We start from the raw sequence: 17,445 nt of genomic DNA on the forward strand, positions 1-17,445 counted from the left end.
TTCCGTCCTGTCAGTTCTCGGCTGTCAGTTCGCGGCCGTCAGTTCTCGGGGAAGTGGCAGGAGACCTGCCGCCGTCCGACGGTCGAGTCCGGGGCCGGAACGGGCTGTTGATCCACGCAGATCTCCTCGCTCTTCCAGCAGCGTGTGTGGAAGGCGCAGCCGGCGGGCGGCCGGGTCGGGCTGGGCGGGTCGCCCTGCAGCACTATGCGGCCGGTGGCGCCCCGCCCGCGCGGGTCCGGATCGGGGACGGCCGAGAGCAGCGCCCGGGTGTACGGATGCGCGGGGCGGGAGTACACGGTGTCGCGGTCGCCGTGCTCGACGATCCGCCCCAGATACATGACGGCGACCTCGTCGGCGACGTGCCGCACCACGGCCAGATCGTGCGCGATGAACACGTAACTGAGCCCGAACTCCCGCTGCAGCTCCTTGAACAGGTTGATGACCTGCGCCTGCACGGACACGTCGAGCGCCGACACAGGCTCGTCGCAGACCAGGATCTTCGGGCGGAGCGCGAGCGCCCGGGCGATGCCGAGGCGCTGGCGCTGCCCGCCGGAGAACTGGTGGGGGTGGCGGTGCGCGTGCCCGGGGTCGAGCCCGACCATGTGCAGCAACTCGTGGGCCCAGGACGCGCGTTCCTTCTTCGGCATCAGGTCGCGGTGGATGTCGAGCGGCTCACGGACGATCTCCAGCGCCGTCATCCGGGGATCGAGGGAGGTGTACGGGTCCTGCATGACGAGCTGGATGTCGCGCCTGCGGCGCCGCAGCTCGGCCGACGGCAGGGCGAGCAGGTCCCGGCCCTCGACGAGCACGGTGCCGGAGGTGGGCCGGTCCAGGGCCATCAGCAGACGGGTGAGGGTCGACTTGCCGCATCCGGACTCGCCCACGAGACCGAGGGTCGAGCCCCGCCGAAGGGTCAGGTCGACGCCGTCGACGGCCCTGACCGTGGCCCGGCGCCGGCCGCCGACGGGCAGCCCGCCGGACCGGTAGTGCTTGACCAGGCCACGGGCCTCAAGGAGCGGGATGTCGGTCTCAAGGGGTGGGGCACCGGTCTCAAGGAGCGGGACACCGGTCGGGACGTCATCGGGCACCGGAGACCTCCAGCGGATAGTGGCAGGCGACGAGGCGCGCGGGCGGGGCCGGGAGCAGCATCGGCTCCTGTGTCGCGCAGCGTTCACCGACGTCGGGGCAGCGCGGATGGAAGGCGCAGCCGGAGGGCAGCAGGCCGGGTCCAGGCGGGCTGCCCGGGATCGGGGTGAGGTTGTCGGTGTCCCCGTCGAGGCGGGGCACGGCGGCGAGCAGCCCCCGGGTGTACGGGTGTGCCGGCCGGTCGTACAGCTCCTGGACCGGGGCCTGTTCCAGGATGCGCCCGGCGTACATGATCGCGACCCGGTCGGCGGTGCCCGCGGCGAGTCCCAGGTCGTGGGTGATCAGCAGCAGGGCGGAGCCGGTCTCCTCGCGGAGTTCGGCGAGCAGTTCCATGATCTGCGCCTGCACGGTGACGTCCAGGGCGGTGGTGGGTTCGTCGGCGATGAGGACCTCGGGGCTCAGCGCCACCGCCATCGCGATCATGATGCGTTGGCGCATACCGCCGGAGAACTGGTGCGGGTGGTCGCGGTAGCGCCGGGCCGGGTCGGGGATGCGGACCCGGGCCATCAGCTCGACGGCCCTGGCGCGGGCCTCGCGGCGGCCGACGCCCTCGTGGGCCCGTATCGTCTCGGCGATCTGGAAGCCCACGGTGAGCGTGGGGTTGAGGGCGGACAGGGCGTCCTGGAAGACCATCGCGATGCGCTTGCCGCGCAGGGCGCGGAACCGGTCCTCGGGCAGGGTCAGCAGGTCCGTGCCCCGGTGGCGGGCGCTGCCGCCGACCCGGGCCGTGGTGGCCGGGAGCAGGCCCATGACGGCCATCGCGGAGATGCTCTTGCCGGAGCCTGACTCGCCGATGAGCGCGAGGGTCTCCTCCTCGTGGAGGGTGAACGAGACTCCGTGGACGACGCGTTGGGCCGCGCCGGACCGGGACAGCACGTCGACGGTGAGGACCTGGACGTCCAACAGCGGTGCGTTCAGGGGCGTGTGGTCCATCAGCGGGTCACCGGCCTCTCGGATCCAGGGCGTCACGCACGGTGTCGCCGAACGTGATGAGCACGAAGACGGTGAAGGAGAGGAAGAGCCCGGGGAAGATCAGCAGGTGCGGGTGGGTCTGGAAGGAGTTCTGGGCTCCCGCGAGCTGAAGTCCCCAGGAGATCGAGGGGGGTTGGAGCCCGACACCGAGGAACGTCAGCGCGGCCTCGGCGACGATCACACCGCCGACGGTGATGGTGGCGAGGACGAGGACCGGTGTGAGGGCGTTCGGCAGGACGTGTCTGCGCACGATGAACCACTGGCTCGCGCCGAGGCTGCGGGCCATCACCACATAGTCGGCCTCGCGCACCGACCGTACCGAAGCCCGTACCACCCGGGTCATGGTCGGCCAGCCGAAGAGCGCCAGCACTCCGGCCACGGTCGGTACGTCCCGGGTGGTGAAGCTGTTGAGGACGACGATCGCGCCGAGCAGGAACGGGAAGCCGAGGAAGACGTCGGTGATCCGGGCGATGACGCTGTCGACGATCCGCCCGGCCATCCCGGCGAGACAGCCGAGGACGAGTGCGACGGCGAGCCCGAGGCCGGTGGCGAGCAGTCCGACGCCCAGCGAGGCGCCCGCTCCGTGGATGACGTTGGCGTACAGGTCGCAGCCCTGGACGTCGTATCCGAAGGGGTGTCCGGGGGCCGGGCCCTCGGCGCTGTGGCCCAGCTCGCAGACGGTCGGGTCGCCGTGGCCGAACCAGCCCGCGAAGAGTCCCGGCGCGGCGGCGAGCAGGAGGAGCAGCAGGGCGCAGCCGCCGGTGAGGAGGAACACCGGCCTGCGGCGCAGCTCGTGCCAGGTGCCCTGCGGGGCGGCCGCGTACGGCGTCCCGGGCGAAGCCCCGTGTGCCCCGTGTGCCCCATGTATCCCATGCTTCTCGGGTTTCTCGGGGGAGAGAGCTGCGTCAGTCATGGCGGATCCTCGGGTCCAGGAGGCTGTTGAGGAGGTCGACCAGGACGCTCGCGGCCAGGAAGATCAGGATCAGAGCGGTCGACACCCCCACCACCGTCGGTCCGGCGTGGGCGCGGATGGCCTGGAAGAGCAGCTGGCCGATGCCGGGGAGGTTGAAGACGCCCTCGATGATCACGGTGCCGCCGAGCAGGTAGCCGAGGTCGATGGCGAGGTAGGTGACGGCCGGGATGAGGGAGTTGCGCAGCACGTGGACGCCGACCACCCGGCGCCGGGTGAGGCCCTTGGCGACGGCGGTGCGTATGTAGTCGGCGCGCAGGTTCTCGATCACCTCGGCCCTGACCAGCCGGGACACCGACGCCAGTCCGAAGGCCGCGACGCACAGCGCGGGCAGCAGATAGCTCGTCGGCCAGCCGTCGGTGTTCCCGGCGACCGGGAACCACCCCAGCTGTACGCCGAGGACGACCTGCGCGGTGTACGCGAGCACGAACACCGGCACGGAGGTGGCACCGATCGTGAACGCGAGCACCGTACGGTCCGTCCACGTCCCCTGGCGCAGCGCGGCGAGCACGCCGAGCCCGATGCCGACGACGGCCTCGATGCCCCAGGCGGTCAGCGCCAGCTTCAGGGTGACCGGCCAGCGGTCGGCCATCTGCTCGGCGACCGAGCGCCCGCTGAAGTCGGTCCCGAGATCGCCGTGGAAGAGCCCGGCCAGGTAGTGGCCGTACTGGACCAGCAGCGGATCGTCGAGGTGGTGCTGTTCGCGCAGGGCCCGCGCCACGCTCGGGGCGAGCGGCCGGTCGCCGGCGAGCGCGGCGATGGGGTCGCCCGGCAGGACGTACGTCATCGCGTAGATGACCAGGCTGATGCCGAAGAAGACGAGCAGCGCCTCCAGCAGGCGGCGTATGAGGTACGTCATCCGGGGTCCCCCGTGATGTCACGGGCGCGGGCGTGGTCCGCGGCGGCCAGCAGCGCCCCGTACTGGATCCCGGCCAGCGTGGAGATCGCGATCGGGTCGCCCGTGGCCGGGCCGGCCTCGCGCTCCCACCTCTCGTACGTCTCCAGCAACTCCCGCTGGCAGCGGCGTACTTCGGGGGTGGCGGTGCCCGCGACCACTTCCGCGTCCAGGGCGCGCAGCAGCATGCCGCCGAAGCGGACGCGGAGACTGTGCACACCGGCTTCGCAGTCGAAGCGTTCGGACACCGTGGCGGCCCGGTCGGGCAGTTCGTCGGCACGGGCCGACTCCATCGTGGCGAGTTCGGCCAGCGACGGTACGAACTCGCGGACCGCCCGCAGGAACGGGGACTGGATGGTGAGATGCGGTTTCGCCGCGTCGAGGATGCCGCCGAGGAACGCCCCGGCCTCGCCCAGCGCCCGCGCCCGGCCCCGGACCACGTCGGCGTGGCGCTGTTCGATGGGCGTGTTGTCGTCGGCGTCCGGGTGGCTCCAGTGCGGCACCTCGGTGACGAAGTAGAAGGTGCCGTAGCGCTCGGCGTAGGCGGCGCTCGACGAGCCCGCGATCTTGGCGGCGGCGTCGACCCCGAGCCCTTCGAGATAGTCGTACGCGTCCTTCATGTCGATGCAGCCGTAGACGGCCGGGGAGTACACCGGGGCGTGGGCTGCCTCGGGTTCGCCGGTCGCCAGCGGCATGCCGAGCGAGGCCGGGATCTCGGTCAGGACTCCGTACAGCTCCGGAGCCGGACGGTTCATGTAGTAATAGACGCCGCCCGCCTCGCAGTTGTGCAGGGTGGTCAGAAACCGCGGCCGGGTGGCGTCCAACAGCCGCATCAGCGCCAGGGTTTCGGGCAGTACGCGGTCGAACCACGCCTTCTTGTAGGCGAACGGGAAGGTCCACTCGACCTGTTCGTTGCCGGCGGGCCGGTAGAAGTGGCGTCCGTAGTTGCGCTTGTCGGTCGGGGTGGCGAACCAGCCCTCGTTGAGGCGGGCCCCGTCCGGGTCGATGCAGGGCACGATGTGCCAGGCCCCGCCGAAGTGCCCGCGCAGTTCCGGGCTTTCGCACAGGGCGGTGGCCAGGTGCAGGGCGGTCACCGCGCCGACCGGCTCGTTGGGGTGCACCCCGCCGACGACGACGTAGCCGCCGTCCCCGTCCGTCGTGAGGCTCGCGGGGCCGTCCCCGACCGTGAAGCAGTACAGGGGTTCGCCGAGGGTGGAGGTGCCGATCCGGCTCTCGGTCACCAGGTCGGGATGAGCTCCGGCCAACTGCCTGAAGGAGGCGAGGAGTTCGTCGACTGCCGGGTAGGCGTGGGTCTCGGGGACGGTCGCCGCGTGCCGTACCCAGTTCGCGGGGGACGGCATGGCGGGGGCGGACTGCTCGGATGTCGCGGCGGTCATGCTGGTGCGGATCTCCGGGGTGTCGGGGGTACGGGGGTGCGGGTGCCGGCGTAGGCGTACGTGCACGGAGTGCGGCGCGGTCAGCCGACGACGGATATCCGGCCGAGCTCGACGTCGGCCGGGCCGACCGTCACCCCGGTCACCCTGGGGGTGCTGGCGTAGATGTAGCTGCCGTAGAAGAGCGGGATCACCGGGAAGTCCTGGAGGATGCGCTTCTGCGCCTCGTTGTAGAGCTTCGCGGCCGCGGTGGCGTCGGCCGCGCTGTCCGCCTGCTGGAGCAGCTTGTCGACATCGCCGTCGCTGTAGTGGCTGCACACCTGGCAGCCGCCGGCCTTGGTGAAGATGCCGCGCAGGGTCGCCTGCATGCTCGGGTAGAGGGCGCCCCAGTGCGAGTGGTTGAGCCCGGTGATCTTCCCGCCGAACGCCTTCTCGCTGAACTCCGCCCAGTCGGCGGTCGGTTGGGCCCTGACGTCGGCGATGTCGAGGTTCTGCCTGAGCTGGTTGGCGACCGCCTTGTAGAGCTCGTCGAGGCCGAGCCCGCCGGGGTAGGTGATGGTCAGCTCGCCGGACCAGCCGCCCGCCTCCTTGAGCAGCTTCTTCGCCGCGGCCGGGTCGTACGCGCAGGCGTCGCAGATGCCGGTCTCGGCGCCGACCTCGGAGGACGGGGTGAGAGAGGTGGCCGGGGTGTAGAGCCCGCCGTAGATGGCCTTGTTGACCGCGGACCGGTCGATCGCCATGGACAGCGCCTTGCGCAGCCGCACGTCGTCGAACTTCTTCCCCTGCAGCGGCAGGCCCATGAACTCCAGCGCCGGCGCGTCGTACGTGTGCAGCCGGTCCCCGAAGTCGGCCTTGGCCTGGCCGTACTTGCTGACCGGCACATAGGCGAGGTCGATGTTGCCCGCCTGTACGTCGGTGTACGCGGTGTTGAGGTCGGCATAGCTCTTGAAGGTGATCTCGGACGACTTGGGCTTCGGCCCCTTGTACGCCGCGTAGGCGCTGACCGTGCTGCCTTCGTCGGCCTTCCAGGCGGAGGTCATCCTGAACGGGCCGTTGCCGATGGGCTTCTTGTCGTAGCCCTTGGGGTCCGTGAACGCGGCCTTCGGCATCGGGTAGAAGCCGAGCTGGCTCGGGGTGAGCTGGAGCGGGAACTGGCTGTCCGGGCTGGTGAGGGTGACGTCCAGAGTCGTGGCGTCGACGACCTTGAGGCCCGAGAGCGTCCTGGCCTTCGGCTTGCCCTTGGCCGGGTTCAGGGCCGCGTAGCCCTCGATACCGGCGAGCTGGCCGTTGCCGGCCCAGCCGTTGGGGGCGTAGGCGGTGGCGTTCCAGGCGTCGGCGTAGCTCTGGGCGGTGACGGCCTCACCGTTGTGGAACTTCCAGCCGGAGCGGAGCTTGATGGTCCAGTGCCGGGCATCGGTGGAGGTCACCGACTTCGCCTGTACGTAACTGATCCCGCCCTTGGCGTCGACCTTGACCAGAGGGGCGAAGAGCACGCGCAGCTGGTCCCAGCCGACGGTGCTGCGGCCCGGGGTGAGATGGTCGGGTTCGGCGACGGCGACCGAGAATCCGCCGGTCCCCGCCGAACCGCCGCTGTCTTTCGCGCCGCCGGAGCAACCGGCACAGGCGAGGGTGAGAACCAGGGCCAGCGATAGGCTCGCCGGGGCTGTGAACATGGGTGATCTGGGCAAGACGACTCCATGGGAGAGCAGGGGCGCGCCATGGCCCGGCCCCGGGCAAAGGGCCTGGGCGACCGGGTGCTCACCAGGGCGCGTACCGGGATACTGGGCGTCGCTGAGATGCCATGTCAATGCAAAGCTGCGAAACTTTTAAGATGAGATGAAAGTTTACGAGGAGGAATCAATGCCCGGCGAGGCTCCCGCCAGTACCGCGCACGACAGTTCCGGACGTCACGACAGCCCCGGACATCAGGACAGTGCCGGCGGCTGGAGCCGGGAGTCGTTCGTGGAGGAGGTCGGGCTGGTCTGGGAGGCGGCCGGGAGCAGCCGGATGGACGGCCGCATCATCGCCTACCTGCTCATCACGGATGTTCCGTACGTCTCGTCGGCGGCGCTCGCCCGTGCCCTGCGGGTCAGCGCCGGTTCCGTCTCGCTGGCGACCCGCCGCCTGGTCGAGGCCGGGTTCATCAGACGGCACGCGGTGCCGGGGGAACGCAGTCACTACTTCCGTGTCGACGACGACGTGTGGGGCAGCTTCCTGGCGGGTGAACGCCGCTATCTGGACCGGCAGGAACAGCTTGCCGAGCGGGCCATCGAACTGCTCGGCCCGGAGGAGGAGGCGCCTCGCCGCCGGCTGGGCAACATGCGCGACTACATGCGCTGGGTCCGGGGCAGCCACCACGATCTGCTGACCCAGTGGCGGACCTACCGGTCCCAGGCCGCCGACCAGGCGACGGACCGGCGGACGGAAGGGCCGGATGAGACCGCCGCCCCGGCCGCCGGGCTTCAGGAGGAGGGCGGCCCGGCGGCCGGGGAACCGTCGTCGACGCCCGTGCCGGCGGACGACGAGGAGATCCGCGACCACCTCTCCGCCACGCTGAGCCCGGTCCTGGCACGGCATCTCGTACCGGACGCGCTGTGGGCCGCCGCCGAACCGCTGCTGGCCTCAGGATCCGCGAACGAACGCGCGGCGTTCACCGCCGTCGTCTACGTGCTCACCTCCGGCTGCAGCTGGCAGCAACTCCCGGCGCAGTTCGGGGTTTCGCACTCCACCGCGCACCGCCGCTTCACCGCGTGGAGCAGGGCGGACCTCTGGCAGCGCTGGCTCGACACGGTGTCCGCGGCGCCCGTGGACGCCGCGGACCTCGCATGGTGCTCGACGATCGTCGGGACGGCCGCGAACCGCAGGCCCGGCAGCGGAGGGTGACCGGCCGGGGCCGGCCCCGGGCCGGTCAGGGGCCGGTCAGGCGCCGGGGACGGTGTCCTCGAACCTGGTGCCCGCGCTGCGGTACGCGTTGAGCTTGGCCGTGACCTGGGCCGGCGTGAGGACCTGGTCCTTGACGTGCAGGACGTAGTCGACCTGCTGGTCGTACGCCCGCGCGGTGGTGCTTGTCTGGCCCGCGAGGTCGATCAGCCACTGGTTGAAGTTGATCGACATCGGCCGCTCCGGCAGGTACTGGGCGCCGTGGGTGCCGAAGAGCTGTCCGTCGAGGTAGTACTTGATGGTGCTGTTGTCGATGGTCAGCACCAGGTCGTGCCAGCCGCTGAAGCTCCGGCGGGCCTCGGTGTGCTGGTTGACCGCCACCCACGGGTCGGCCTGGTAGGTCTCCCAGGACGTCGTGTAGAGGATGTTGGCCGGCTCGCCCCAGCCGCCGTTGGGCAGGTACTCGAAGTCGTACTCGGCGTAGTCGTCCGCCATCGGTGCCTTGAGGTCGTTGATGGTGAAGAACGTCTGGACGAGACGGTCGCCGTCTGGGCCGTACTTGGGCGCGTCGCTGAACCTGACCCGGGCCGCGTAGGTGCCGTTTTTGAACTTCGTCGCCCTGGTGAGGATCTCGGTCTGCTCGGTGCTCGCCGCGGTGCCGGCGGTCGAGGTCTCCAGGTTCATGATGGAGTCGCCGCCGGTCGTGGAGAAGGTGACGTTCTCGGGCGCCCAAGTGGCGCCGGGCACGCCGGGGCCACCGGAGTTGGAGCGCACGTTCCAGCCGTTCGCCGAGATCCTCGGGTCGGTGTGGCCGCTGTAGTTGAAGTCGTCGAACAGCGCGGCGCCCTCCGCCGGAGGGTCGGTCGGCGGGTCGGTGGGCGGATCCGTCGGTCCGTTGCCCGCCGGGGCCTGGCCCCACAGGAGGGTGCCGCCCAGCTGGGCCGTGACCTTGGTCCAGTCGCCGTACGACGTCCGGGAGGCGCCGAAGGAGTAGTCGTCGCTCTGGTTCAGCGAGGCCCAGTTCGACTGGTGGAAGCGCAGTTGCAGGTCACCGGTGTCGGCGCCCGGGGCGAGCGAACCGGCACCTGAGGTGAAGCCGACCTCCAGGTAACGGTCGGCCGTGGCGGTCGGGTTGGCGAGTGTGCCGAAGGTGCCCGTGACGTTGGCGCAGCCCTTGACCGCCCAGGAACAGGCGAAGCGGTAGGTCGCGCCCGCCGAGTCGGCCTTGAAGTAGTAGCGCACCTTGACGCCGCTCAACTGCACGCTCGTGGTACCGGTGTTCCTCACCTTGAACCAGGGCTCGGCCTGGTCGGCGCCGGCTCCCGTGGCGCTCGTACGGTACTGGACGCTCAGGCCGTCGGCGGCCGCGCTCGCGGTGGTGGGGAGTGCGGTGAGCGCGGCGGCGCCCATGGCCACGGCGACGGCGGTGTGTGCGGTGGCGCGCAGCCTCTTCTTCGCGAATCTCATCGTTGTTCCTCTCCAGAAAGGTGGGGGTGATTCCCGGAACGGACAGGTCAGGGGTGGCGGTGGATGCCGAGCGAGTCGAGCCGGGCGGTGTGCTCGCCGAGCCGGGCACGGAAGTCGGTCCAGTCGGTCGCACCGCTCCAGCCGCGGTCGGCGAGGGCGCACAGCCGCGGGTAGGTGAGGTATTCGATGTGGGCGGGTGTGGTCACGAACTCGGTCCACAGCTGGGTCTGGGTGCCGAGCACCCGCCCGGCCGCCTCGGCGTCCGCGTCCTTGGGTACGGGGTCGTGGGCGTGCACCGCGCGCAGATCCACGACGGTGCCGGGCTGGGCCGGCGGCTCGTGCGGGTCCTCGGACTGGGCGTAGTCGAGGTAGGTGGCCCGGTGGTACGCGTTGATCACGGGGTGGCCGCGGCGGGCCGCCGTCAGGGTGTGGGACGGATCGCGCCAGGTCATCACCGTGAAGTCCGGGGGCAGTTCGGCGCCGGTCTCCGCCCAGCCGACCGGCCGGCGTCCGCGACGGACGAGGAAGTCGCCGATCTGTCCGAGGAACCACCCGTGCAGCGCCTCGGGGGTCGACAGCCCCTCCGCCGCCGCCCGTTCCCGCGCGGCGGCACTGCGCGTCCACTCGGTGGTGGGGCACTCCTCGCCGCCGAGGTGGATGTACGGCGACGGGAAGACGTCCATGACCTCTTCGAGGACGGAGCGGCAGAAGTCGAGGACCTCGTCGTGGACACCGAGGACGGTGTCGCACACACCCCAGCGCGTCCAGACGTCGAGGGCGCGGTCCGGGTGGTTGCCCAGCGAGGGATAGGCGGCGAGGGCGGCGCGTACGTGCCCCGGCATCTCGATCTCCGGCATGACGGTGACGCCGCGAGCGGCCGCGTACCGCACCAGACCGGCGAGTTCGGCCCGCGTGTACGCCCCGCCGTGCGGGATTCCGTCGTACGTGCCGCTGCCTGCCGGGCCGGTCTGGGACTCGGCGCGACGGCCGCCGATCTCGGTGAGCTTGGGACGGGCGGCGACCGGCATGCGCCAGCCCTGGTCGTCGGTGAGATGCAGATGGAACACGTTGATCTTGTGCAGGGCCAGCACGTCGACGTACCGGCGCAGATAGGAGACGGGCTGGAAGTGGCGTGCCACGTCCAGCATCGCGCCGCGCCAGGGGTGACGGGGGTGGTCGGTGATCTCGGAGCACGGCAGCAGCCACGGGGTGTCGCCCTGCGGAGTCTCGGACAGGGCCTGTGGGGGCAGGAGTTGACGGATCGTCTGGATACCGCGCAGCAGACCGGTGAGGTGCGCGGCGCGCAGCAGCACGGCGTCCGGGGCGATCGTGAGGACGTATCCCTCGTCGCCCAGGCGGCCGAGGCCGGAGTCGACGGCCAGCTTCAACTGCCCGCTCGGGGACGGCGGCAGGGCCAGTCCGGTGGCGGGGGCGAGCAGGGTGCGCAGCAGCTCCGCGGCCGCTTCGGTGCCTGCGCCGATGTTCAGGGCGGTGTCGTCGTCCAGCGTGAAGTACCCCGGCCGCAGCACGGTCTCGGTGGGGCGGGGGACGAGGGTGATTGCGGACGGGTGTGCGGGCACGGATCGCCTCCGGAACGAAGCTCGCGGGGGACTGCGGGGGGACTGCGGGGGGAGTGTGCTGGGGGAGCGTGTGGGGTCAGCCCTTGACCGCGCCGGCGGCGAAGCCCGAGGTGACATGGCGCTGGAGCACCAGGAACACCACGAGTGCCGGGGCGGCGAAGAGGGTCGAGGCGGCCATGGTGGCGCCCCAGTCGGTGCCGAACACGTTCTGGAACGAGGACAGCCACACGGGCAGGGTGCGGTTGTCCTGCTGCTTGATGATCAGGAAGTTGGCGTACGTGAACTCGTTCCAGGCGGTGATGTAGCCGAACAGCGAGGTGGCCATCAGACCCGGGGCGAGCAGCGGGAACGCGATGTGCCGGAACGCGCCGAGCCGGGTGCAGCCGTCGACCTGGGCCGACTCCTCCAGCTCCGGGGGGATCGTGTCGATGAAGCCGCGCAGGACGATGAGGGTGAAAGGCAGCGTCATCATGAAGTAGACGAGGGTCAGGGTCGGCAGCCGGTCGAGCATGTCGGTGTCCCGGGAGATGATGTAGACCGGGATGATCAGCGACTCCCAGGGCGCCATCTGGGCGATGAAGACCATGAGCACGAACTGCCGGCGCCCCCTCCACCTCATCCTGGCGACGGCGTAGGCGGCGCCGAGCGCGATGACGAGGGCGAGTACGACGGCGCTCAGTGTGACGAGGACGCTGTTGCGCCAGAACAGACCGAAGCCGTCGGCGCCGACGGCCGTGCGGAAGTGGTCGAGCGTCCAACTCTCCGGCAGGAGCCGGGGGTTGTCGGACTGGATGTCGCGGCTCGGGGTGAACGCGGTGGCGACCATCCAGTAGACCGGGAACAGGCACACCACGACCGTGACCACGGCGGCGGCGTTCAGGGGCAGTCGGCGGAGGCGGGGCCTGGTGGTGGTGCTCATGAGAGCTCGTCCTCCTGGCGGAACATCTGGCGGAAGTAGAGGACGAGCACGCCCGACATCAGCACGACGGTGACCATGGAGGCCGCCGAGCCGAGGTCGTAGCGCTGGCTCGACAGCGCGGTCTGCACCGCGTACACGGGCAGGATCGTGGTCGCGTCGCCGGGCCCGCCGTTGGTCATCACCCAGATCTGGACGAACGCCTTGAAGGTCCAGATCACTTCGAGCGAGAGCACGAGCATGAAGATCGGCCGGACGATCGGAAAGGTGATGGACCGGAAGATCCGCGGCCCCGACGCCCCGTCCAGCCGCGCCGACTCGTACAGCTCGGTGGGGACGGTGGTGAGGGCCGAGTAGAGGGTGATCGCCGCGAACGGCACGGACTGCCACACGATGAGGGCGACCAGGATGGCGAAGGCGGCCGGTCCGTGCGCGAACCAGGGGTAGCGGTCGAAGGACTCGAACCCCAGGTCCGTCAGGACCGCGTTGACGATGCCGAACTCCGAGTGGAACAGCCACTGGAAGACGGTGGTCGCCGCGATGACGGGCATCGCCCAGGTCAGCACCAGCGCGCTGAGGACCGCGATCCGCCCGAACCGGCCGAGCCGCTCGATCATCAGCGCCACCAGCGTGGACAGCACCATGATCAGTACGACGTTGACCGCCATGAAGAGGAAGGTGCGGCGCACGACCTCCCAGAAGTGGCTGTCGCCGAGCAGCGTCTCGTAGTTCTTGAGGCCGACGAACCGCGCCTCGCCCAGGATGAGTTGACGCAGTCCGAAGTCCTGCAGCGAGATCACGACGGCGCGGACCAGGGGATAGACGAGCAGGTAGAGCGTGCCGAGGACGGCGGGCGCGATCAGGACGTACGGCCAGATCCCGTGGCCGCCGTCCATCGGCCGGCGCCGCCTTGGGCCGGTGGTGCGCCGGGGTCGGGGGGTGCTCGGTGGTGGGTGGGGTGCGGTCTGCTCTCGGACGGCCGACACGGCACTCTTCCTCCGGTGCGTTGGCGGTTCCGGTGCGTCGGCGGTCAGGAGCCGGAGTTCATCGCCGTGGTGATGGCGTCGGACGCGGTGGCGGCTTCCTTCTCGGCGTCGCCGCCGGTGAGAACGGCCGTCATGTAGTCCTTGATCGGGTTCTTGGCCTCGACGGCGGCCCAGCCCGGTGTGTTGGGCGTGGCATGGCCTTCGGCGGCGCCGACCGCCATGGCCGAGGCGCCCGGGTCGGAGGCGACCGCGTCGGCCAGGGTGGTCTTGTTCGGGACGTAGCTCATGGCGACGGCGAGCTTCTTCTGCCAGGCGTCGCCGGTGAGTTCCTTGATGAACGTGTAGGCCGCGTCCTGCTTGGCGGAGGCCGTCGGGATGACGAGGTCGGAGCCGCCGGTGAAGACCGCGCCGGGTGTGTCGGCGGTCTTGCCCGGGATCGGGAAGAAGCCGAGTTTGCCCTTCAGCGCGGGGTTGTTCTCGATGATGACGTTGGCGCCGCCGGGAGTCGAGATGACCTGGGCGACCTTCCCCTTGGCCATGACGTCCGCCTGCGGAGGGCTGTCCTCGTCGGAGTCCTTGGGGCCCTTGCCGAGTGCCTGGAGCTTCTCGTAGAACTCCATGCCGCGGATCGCCTCGGGGGTGTCGAGGTCGCCCTGCCACTTGCCGCCCGACTCGGTGGCGAGGTCGCCGCCCTCGTCCCAGACGAAGCCCGCGAGGGCGTACCACATCTGACCCGGCAGATAGATGCCCTGTGTGTCACCGGAGTTGAGCTTCCTGGTGGCGGCGATCCACTGGTCGCGGGTCTTGATCGCGGCCGGGTCGACGCCCGCCTCCTTGAAGAGGTCGGTGCGGTAGATGACGACGCGGTTGGCGGCGTAGTACGGGATGCCGTACTGCCTGCCCTCGTAGGCGCCGGGCTCGGCGAGGCCCTTCAGCCAGTCCTTGCCCCCGAGTTCGTCGGTCCTGTCGCTGAGGTCGAGCAGCCCACCGCTCTGTGCGAACTGGGCGACCTGGGTGTTGCCCGTCTCGATCACGTCCGGTGCGTCGCTGCTGGCGAGGGCCGCCGTGACCTTCTCGCCGATCCCGTCCCACTCCTGGATCTGCACCTTGACCTCGATGTCCGGGTGAGCGGCCTCGAAGCCCTTGACGAAGTCCTGCTGGAACTCGGCCGAGACGCTGTCGCGCATCAGCCAGACGTCGATGGCGGTGCTCCCGCCGGAACTGCCGTCGGAGTCGTCGGAGGAACTGCTGCAGGCACTCAGCCCGGCGGTCATCACAAGCACGGACACACCGGCGAACAAGCGGAGCTTCACGGTTCACCTCTGGAGGACATGACCCAACCACCTGACCAGTGAAGCCCACTGGACAGCTCACCTCTTGATGCGGGGATGAAACTGGCATAGACCAATGTGTGACGTCAACCCCCTGCGCTCGCTGGGTTTTTGACGTCTTGGCCGGTCGGGAGTTGGGCGATCACCGTTCGGAAGCGGTTACACTTCGCCCCACCAGGAGGGCAGTTGCGCGCGACCACTGGTCAACTGGTAAACCGGCTGGCGCGCATGAGGGGGCACGGCATGAAGGAAGACGCACCGGGCGCGGTGCTCAAGCGGGAGCGGGTCCGCGACTTCATCCTCGATCTCGTCGAGTCGCACAGCCCGGGTGACGCGATCCCCTCCGAGCGCACCCTCTGCGCCCGCCTGGGAGTGTCCCGCCCGACCCTGCGCGCGGCGGTCGACGAACTCGTCGCCGCGGGTCTCCTGGTGCGGGAACACGGCCGGGGCATGTTCGTGGCACCCGAGAAGATCACCCAGGAACTCGTCTCCGGCCAGCAGACCATGACGGCGCCTCCGGCCTCCGGGGCCTGGTCGAGCCGCCTGCTGGAGTTCACCACCTTCGCGGCCGGCGCGCGCGTGGGCCGCAAGCTGCGCATCTCACCGGCCGCCGAGATCGTGTACGTGGCACGGCTGCGCCTGGTCGACGGTGCCCCGATGGCCATCGAGCATCTGCACATCAGGGCCGATCTGGTCCCCACCCTGTCCGCCCAGGAGCTGGAGGCCGGCGACCTGTACGAGCACCTGCGCGAACAGCACGGCGTACACGTCCAGGAGGCCGTACAGGCGATCGAGCCGACCGTCGTCACCCGGGCCGAGGCCGAGCTGCTCGACGTGCCCGAGCTGTCCCCGGCGCTGCTCTTCGAGCGGCTCACCTCGGACACCACGGGGCAGCCCGTCGAGTACGTCCACTCGATCTACCGCGGCGATCGCTACCGCATCGTCTCCCGGCTCACCCTCGACCCCTCGGCCACGGCGCCGCCGGCCCGGCTCGGACACCACCCCGGCATTCCCCCGGGCGACTTCGCACACCGCGACACGATCGCGTCCTCCACACGGGGGGACATCCAGTCGGCCCCGTGAGCCGCCGGGCTCGCCCGGCGGGCTTCTGCCGGTGGTCCGGGGTTACGGGGCGGTCGCCTCGGCCGGTTCCGGTCTGTTCGCGGGTACGCCGGGTGCGCCCGTGGTCTGCCGCGGTCCCTGGGCGAGGACGTGGACGAAGAGGACGGCCATGACGGCGACCCCTGCCCACATGGCGTTCTGCCAGCCGTCGACGAACGACTCCCGGGCGGCACGGACCAGCGCCTCCCCATGGGCGCCGGCCAGGGGTGCGGCATCCAGGGCGTTGGCGACACCTTCGCGCGCGGTGTCGGCCGGACCCTCGGGAACGCCGGCGAGCCGGGAGCCGATGGCGCCCCGGTAACCGGCGGACAGGAGCGCTCCGAGCAGGGCGACGCCGAGCGCGGTGCCGAACTCCCGGGTGACGTCGTTGAGCGCGGACGCGACGCCCTGGCGCTCCCGCGGGAGGGCACTGGTGATGGCCTCGGTGGACGGCGTCATCGACAGACCCATGCCGACGCCCATGGCGAGCATCCCGGGAAGCACGGACGGATAGCCGCCCTCGACGGAGACGACGGCGGCCATGAGCGCCAGACCGGCACCGGCCAGGAGGATGCCGGTGGCCATGGTCGCCCGGGCGCCGACCCGCGCGGCCAGCAGCGGGGCGAGGCCGGAGGCCATCATCATCATGACGGCCATGGGCATCAGCGCCAGCGTGGACAGCAGCCCCGACCAGCCGAGAACGGCCTGGAAGAACGGGAAGAGGACCACGAAGATGCCCGCCTGGACCCCGAAGACCACCAGAAGCGTGATCGAGCCCCCCGCCAGACCGCGCTCACGGAACAGGCGTACGTCCAGGAGTGCGGCATCCCGACGGCGCAGTTCCCACGTTACGAAGCCGATGGCGGCGACGGCACCGACGACCAGGCCGGTCAGGGTCGCGGGGGCGGTCCAGCCGCGCTCGGGACCTTCCTGGAGGACGAAGATGAGCCCGACCACCGCGACGGCCGACGTCAGCGCGCCGACGGTGTCGAAGGCGTGCCCGGACCTCTCACGGGAGTTGGGGACGGACCGCAGCGTCATGGCGAGGGCGACCACGACGAGTGCGATGGGCAGGACGAACAGCCACCGCCAGCTCACCGCGTCGACCAGGGCGGCCGAGAGGAACATGCCCAGGATGCCGCCGCCACCGGCCACACCGGTCCACACGCCGATCGCCCGTCCCCGTTCCTCCTTGGGGAACGTCGAGGTGATGACGGCGAGGGTGATCGGCATGATCATCGCCGCGCCCACTCCGCTGAGCAGCCGGGCGGCGAGCATGACCTCGGTCGACTGGGCCAGACCCGCGACCGCACTTGCGACGCCGAACACGGTCAGGCCGGTGAGCAGCATGGGCTTGCGGCCGAACCGGTCGCCGGTCGCGCCCAGCGGCAACAGGAGCGCGGCCAGGCTCAGCGTGTAGATGTTGATGATCCACAGGACCGTGCTCTGGGAGGCGTCGAAGGCGACGGCGAGATCGGGCTGGGCGACGTTGAGCCCGGACACCGAGGCGATGACGGCCATCAGCGCGACACAGACGGCGATCAGGATCGTGCGACGTTGACGAGCGTCGGGTACGCCCTCGCCGGGAGCTTTTGGGGTGCCTGGGCCGCTCGGGTCGGGGCTCGCTTCGGGAGCCTGGTTCGTACTCATGGATTCCTCGGGATTCTCAAGAGGGCATGCGGATATCGGTTCAGCAGGGCGTGCGGATATGGGCGCCGGAGCGCCAGGGCGAGGGGTGACAGGGATGGGCCCAGCCCTTGCGGGCTGCGGGGCCGGACAGGAACGACGTTAAGCGCTTCTTGCTGTC

13 protein-coding genes and 2 pseudogenes are annotated in these 17,445 nt (G+C 70.4%); 3 read left to right on the forward strand and 12 right to left on the reverse strand.

The window, feature by feature from the left end; all coding sequences use genetic code 11:
• Positions 1-38 precede the first annotated feature (38 nt).
• From ACFWXQ_RS09485 to ACFWXQ_RS09510, 6 genes are all read right to left on the reverse strand, one after another.
• A complete protein-coding gene (locus tag ACFWXQ_RS09485) occupies positions 39-1,088 on the reverse strand; it encodes an ABC transporter ATP-binding protein (protein ID WP_383951250.1) in 1,050 nt (349 codons plus the stop codon).
• Complete coding sequence (locus tag ACFWXQ_RS09490) at positions 1,078-2,079, reverse strand: ABC transporter ATP-binding protein (RefSeq protein WP_383951247.1); 1,002 nt, start codon at positions 2,077-2,079, stop codon at positions 1,078-1,080. Before ACFWXQ_RS09490 ends, ACFWXQ_RS09485 begins: the two co-directional genes overlap by 11 nt.
• Positions 2,080-2,086: 7 nt before the next feature.
• A complete protein-coding gene (locus ACFWXQ_RS09495) occupies positions 2,087-3,031 on the reverse strand; it encodes an ABC transporter permease (protein ID WP_383951244.1) in 945 nt (314 codons plus the stop codon).
• On the reverse strand, positions 3,024-3,947 hold the full coding sequence (locus ACFWXQ_RS09500; protein ID WP_383951241.1) for an ABC transporter permease: 924 nt from the start codon (positions 3,945-3,947) through the stop codon (positions 3,024-3,026). The genes ACFWXQ_RS09495 and ACFWXQ_RS09500 overlap by 8 nt, the downstream gene beginning before the upstream one ends.
• Entirely contained in the window at positions 3,944-5,380 is a 1,437-nt protein-coding gene (locus ACFWXQ_RS09505; protein WP_383951238.1) for a M14 family zinc carboxypeptidase, read from the reverse strand. Before ACFWXQ_RS09505 ends, ACFWXQ_RS09500 begins: the two co-directional genes overlap by 4 nt.
• Positions 5,381-5,460: 80 nt before the next feature.
• Positions 5,461-7,065, reverse strand: a complete 1,605-nt coding sequence (locus tag ACFWXQ_RS09510; protein ID WP_383951235.1) for an ABC transporter substrate-binding protein — start codon at positions 7,063-7,065, stop codon at positions 5,461-5,463.
• Between the two features lie 319 nt (positions 7,066-7,384).
• On the opposite strand from ACFWXQ_RS09510, the pseudogene ACFWXQ_RS09515 reads away from it, so the two are divergent.
• Both ACFWXQ_RS09515 and ACFWXQ_RS09520 read left to right on the forward strand, forming a co-directional pair.
• Positions 7,385-7,531 (forward strand): annotated as a pseudogene (locus tag ACFWXQ_RS09515) (MarR family transcriptional regulator); the annotation flags it as partial.
• A gap of 177 nt (positions 7,532-7,708) precedes the next feature.
• Positions 7,709-8,150 (forward strand): annotated as a pseudogene (locus ACFWXQ_RS09520) (transposase); the annotation flags it as partial.
• Positions 8,151-8,296: 146 nt separating this feature from the next.
• Here the strand turns inward: ACFWXQ_RS09520 and ACFWXQ_RS09525 are convergent.
• The 5 genes from ACFWXQ_RS09525 to ACFWXQ_RS09545 form a co-directional block, all read right to left on the reverse strand.
• Complete coding sequence (locus ACFWXQ_RS09525) at positions 8,297-9,724, reverse strand: cellulose binding domain-containing protein (protein WP_383951232.1); 1,428 nt, start codon at positions 9,722-9,724, stop codon at positions 8,297-8,299.
• Between the two features lie 47 nt (positions 9,725-9,771).
• A complete protein-coding gene (locus ACFWXQ_RS09530) occupies positions 9,772-11,304 on the reverse strand; it encodes a beta-N-acetylhexosaminidase (protein ID WP_383951229.1) in 1,533 nt (510 codons plus the stop codon).
• 76 nt (positions 11,305-11,380) lie between these two features.
• Positions 11,381-12,223, reverse strand: coding sequence for a carbohydrate ABC transporter permease (locus ACFWXQ_RS09535; RefSeq protein ID WP_383951227.1), 843 nt, complete (start codon positions 12,221-12,223; stop codon positions 11,381-11,383).
• Complete coding sequence (locus tag ACFWXQ_RS09540) at positions 12,220-13,206, reverse strand: carbohydrate ABC transporter permease (RefSeq protein WP_383951224.1); 987 nt, start codon at positions 13,204-13,206, stop codon at positions 12,220-12,222. Before ACFWXQ_RS09540 ends, ACFWXQ_RS09535 begins: the two co-directional genes overlap by 4 nt.
• Before the next feature lie 44 nt (positions 13,207-13,250).
• A complete protein-coding gene (locus tag ACFWXQ_RS09545) occupies positions 13,251-14,519 on the reverse strand; it encodes an extracellular solute-binding protein (protein WP_383951221.1) in 1,269 nt (422 codons plus the stop codon).
• A 261-nt stretch (positions 14,520-14,780) separates the two neighbouring features.
• Between ACFWXQ_RS09545 and ACFWXQ_RS09550 the strand changes: the two genes are divergently transcribed.
• Positions 14,781-15,620: a GntR family transcriptional regulator gene (locus tag ACFWXQ_RS09550; RefSeq protein ID WP_383951218.1), complete on the forward strand. Its 840-nt coding sequence runs from the start codon at positions 14,781-14,783 to the stop codon at positions 15,618-15,620.
• A 42-nt stretch (positions 15,621-15,662) separates the two neighbouring features.
• Here ACFWXQ_RS09550 and ACFWXQ_RS09555 read toward each other — a convergent pair whose 3' ends face one another.
• The gene (locus ACFWXQ_RS09555) at positions 15,663-17,288 is read right to left on the reverse strand and encodes an MFS transporter (RefSeq protein ID WP_386267902.1); all 1,626 of its coding nucleotides are present in this window, start codon (positions 17,286-17,288) and stop codon (positions 15,663-15,665) included.
• Between the last annotated feature and the right edge of the window lie 157 nt (positions 17,289-17,445).

Source organism: Streptomyces sp. NPDC058697, assembly GCF_042715345.1.
Taxonomy (GTDB): Bacteria; Actinomycetota; Actinomycetes; order Streptomycetales; family Streptomycetaceae; genus Streptomyces; species Streptomyces liliifuscus.

What these genes read in the sequence shown, in the direction of transcription:
- ACFWXQ_RS09490 (WP_383951247.1), bottom strand. Translation starts at nt 2,079, where the DNA reads ATGGACCACACGCCCCTGAACGCACCGCTGTTGGACGTCCAGGTCCTC.
- ACFWXQ_RS09495 (WP_383951244.1), bottom strand. Translation starts at nt 3,031, where the DNA reads ATGACTGACGCAGCTCTCTCCCCCGAGAAACCCGAGAAGCATGGGATA.
- ACFWXQ_RS09500 (WP_383951241.1), bottom strand. Translation starts at nt 3,947, where the DNA reads ATGACGTACCTCATACGCCGCCTGCTGGAGGCGCTGCTCGTCTTCTTC.
- ACFWXQ_RS09505 (WP_383951238.1), bottom strand. Translation starts at nt 5,380, where the DNA reads ATGACCGCCGCGACATCCGAGCAGTCCGCCCCCGCCATGCCGTCCCCC.
- ACFWXQ_RS09525 (WP_383951232.1), bottom strand. Translation starts at nt 9,724, where the DNA reads ATGAGATTCGCGAAGAAGAGGCTGCGCGCCACCGCACACACCGCCGTC.
- ACFWXQ_RS09535 (WP_383951227.1), bottom strand. Translation starts at nt 12,223, where the DNA reads ATGAGCACCACCACCAGGCCCCGCCTCCGCCGACTGCCCCTGAACGCC.
- ACFWXQ_RS09550 (WP_383951218.1), top strand. Translation starts at nt 14,781, where the DNA reads ATGAAGGAAGACGCACCGGGCGCGGTGCTCAAGCGGGAGCGGGTCCGC.
- ACFWXQ_RS09555 (WP_386267902.1), bottom strand. Translation starts at nt 17,288, where the DNA reads ATGAGTACGAACCAGGCTCCCGAAGCGAGCCCCGACCCGAGCGGCCCA.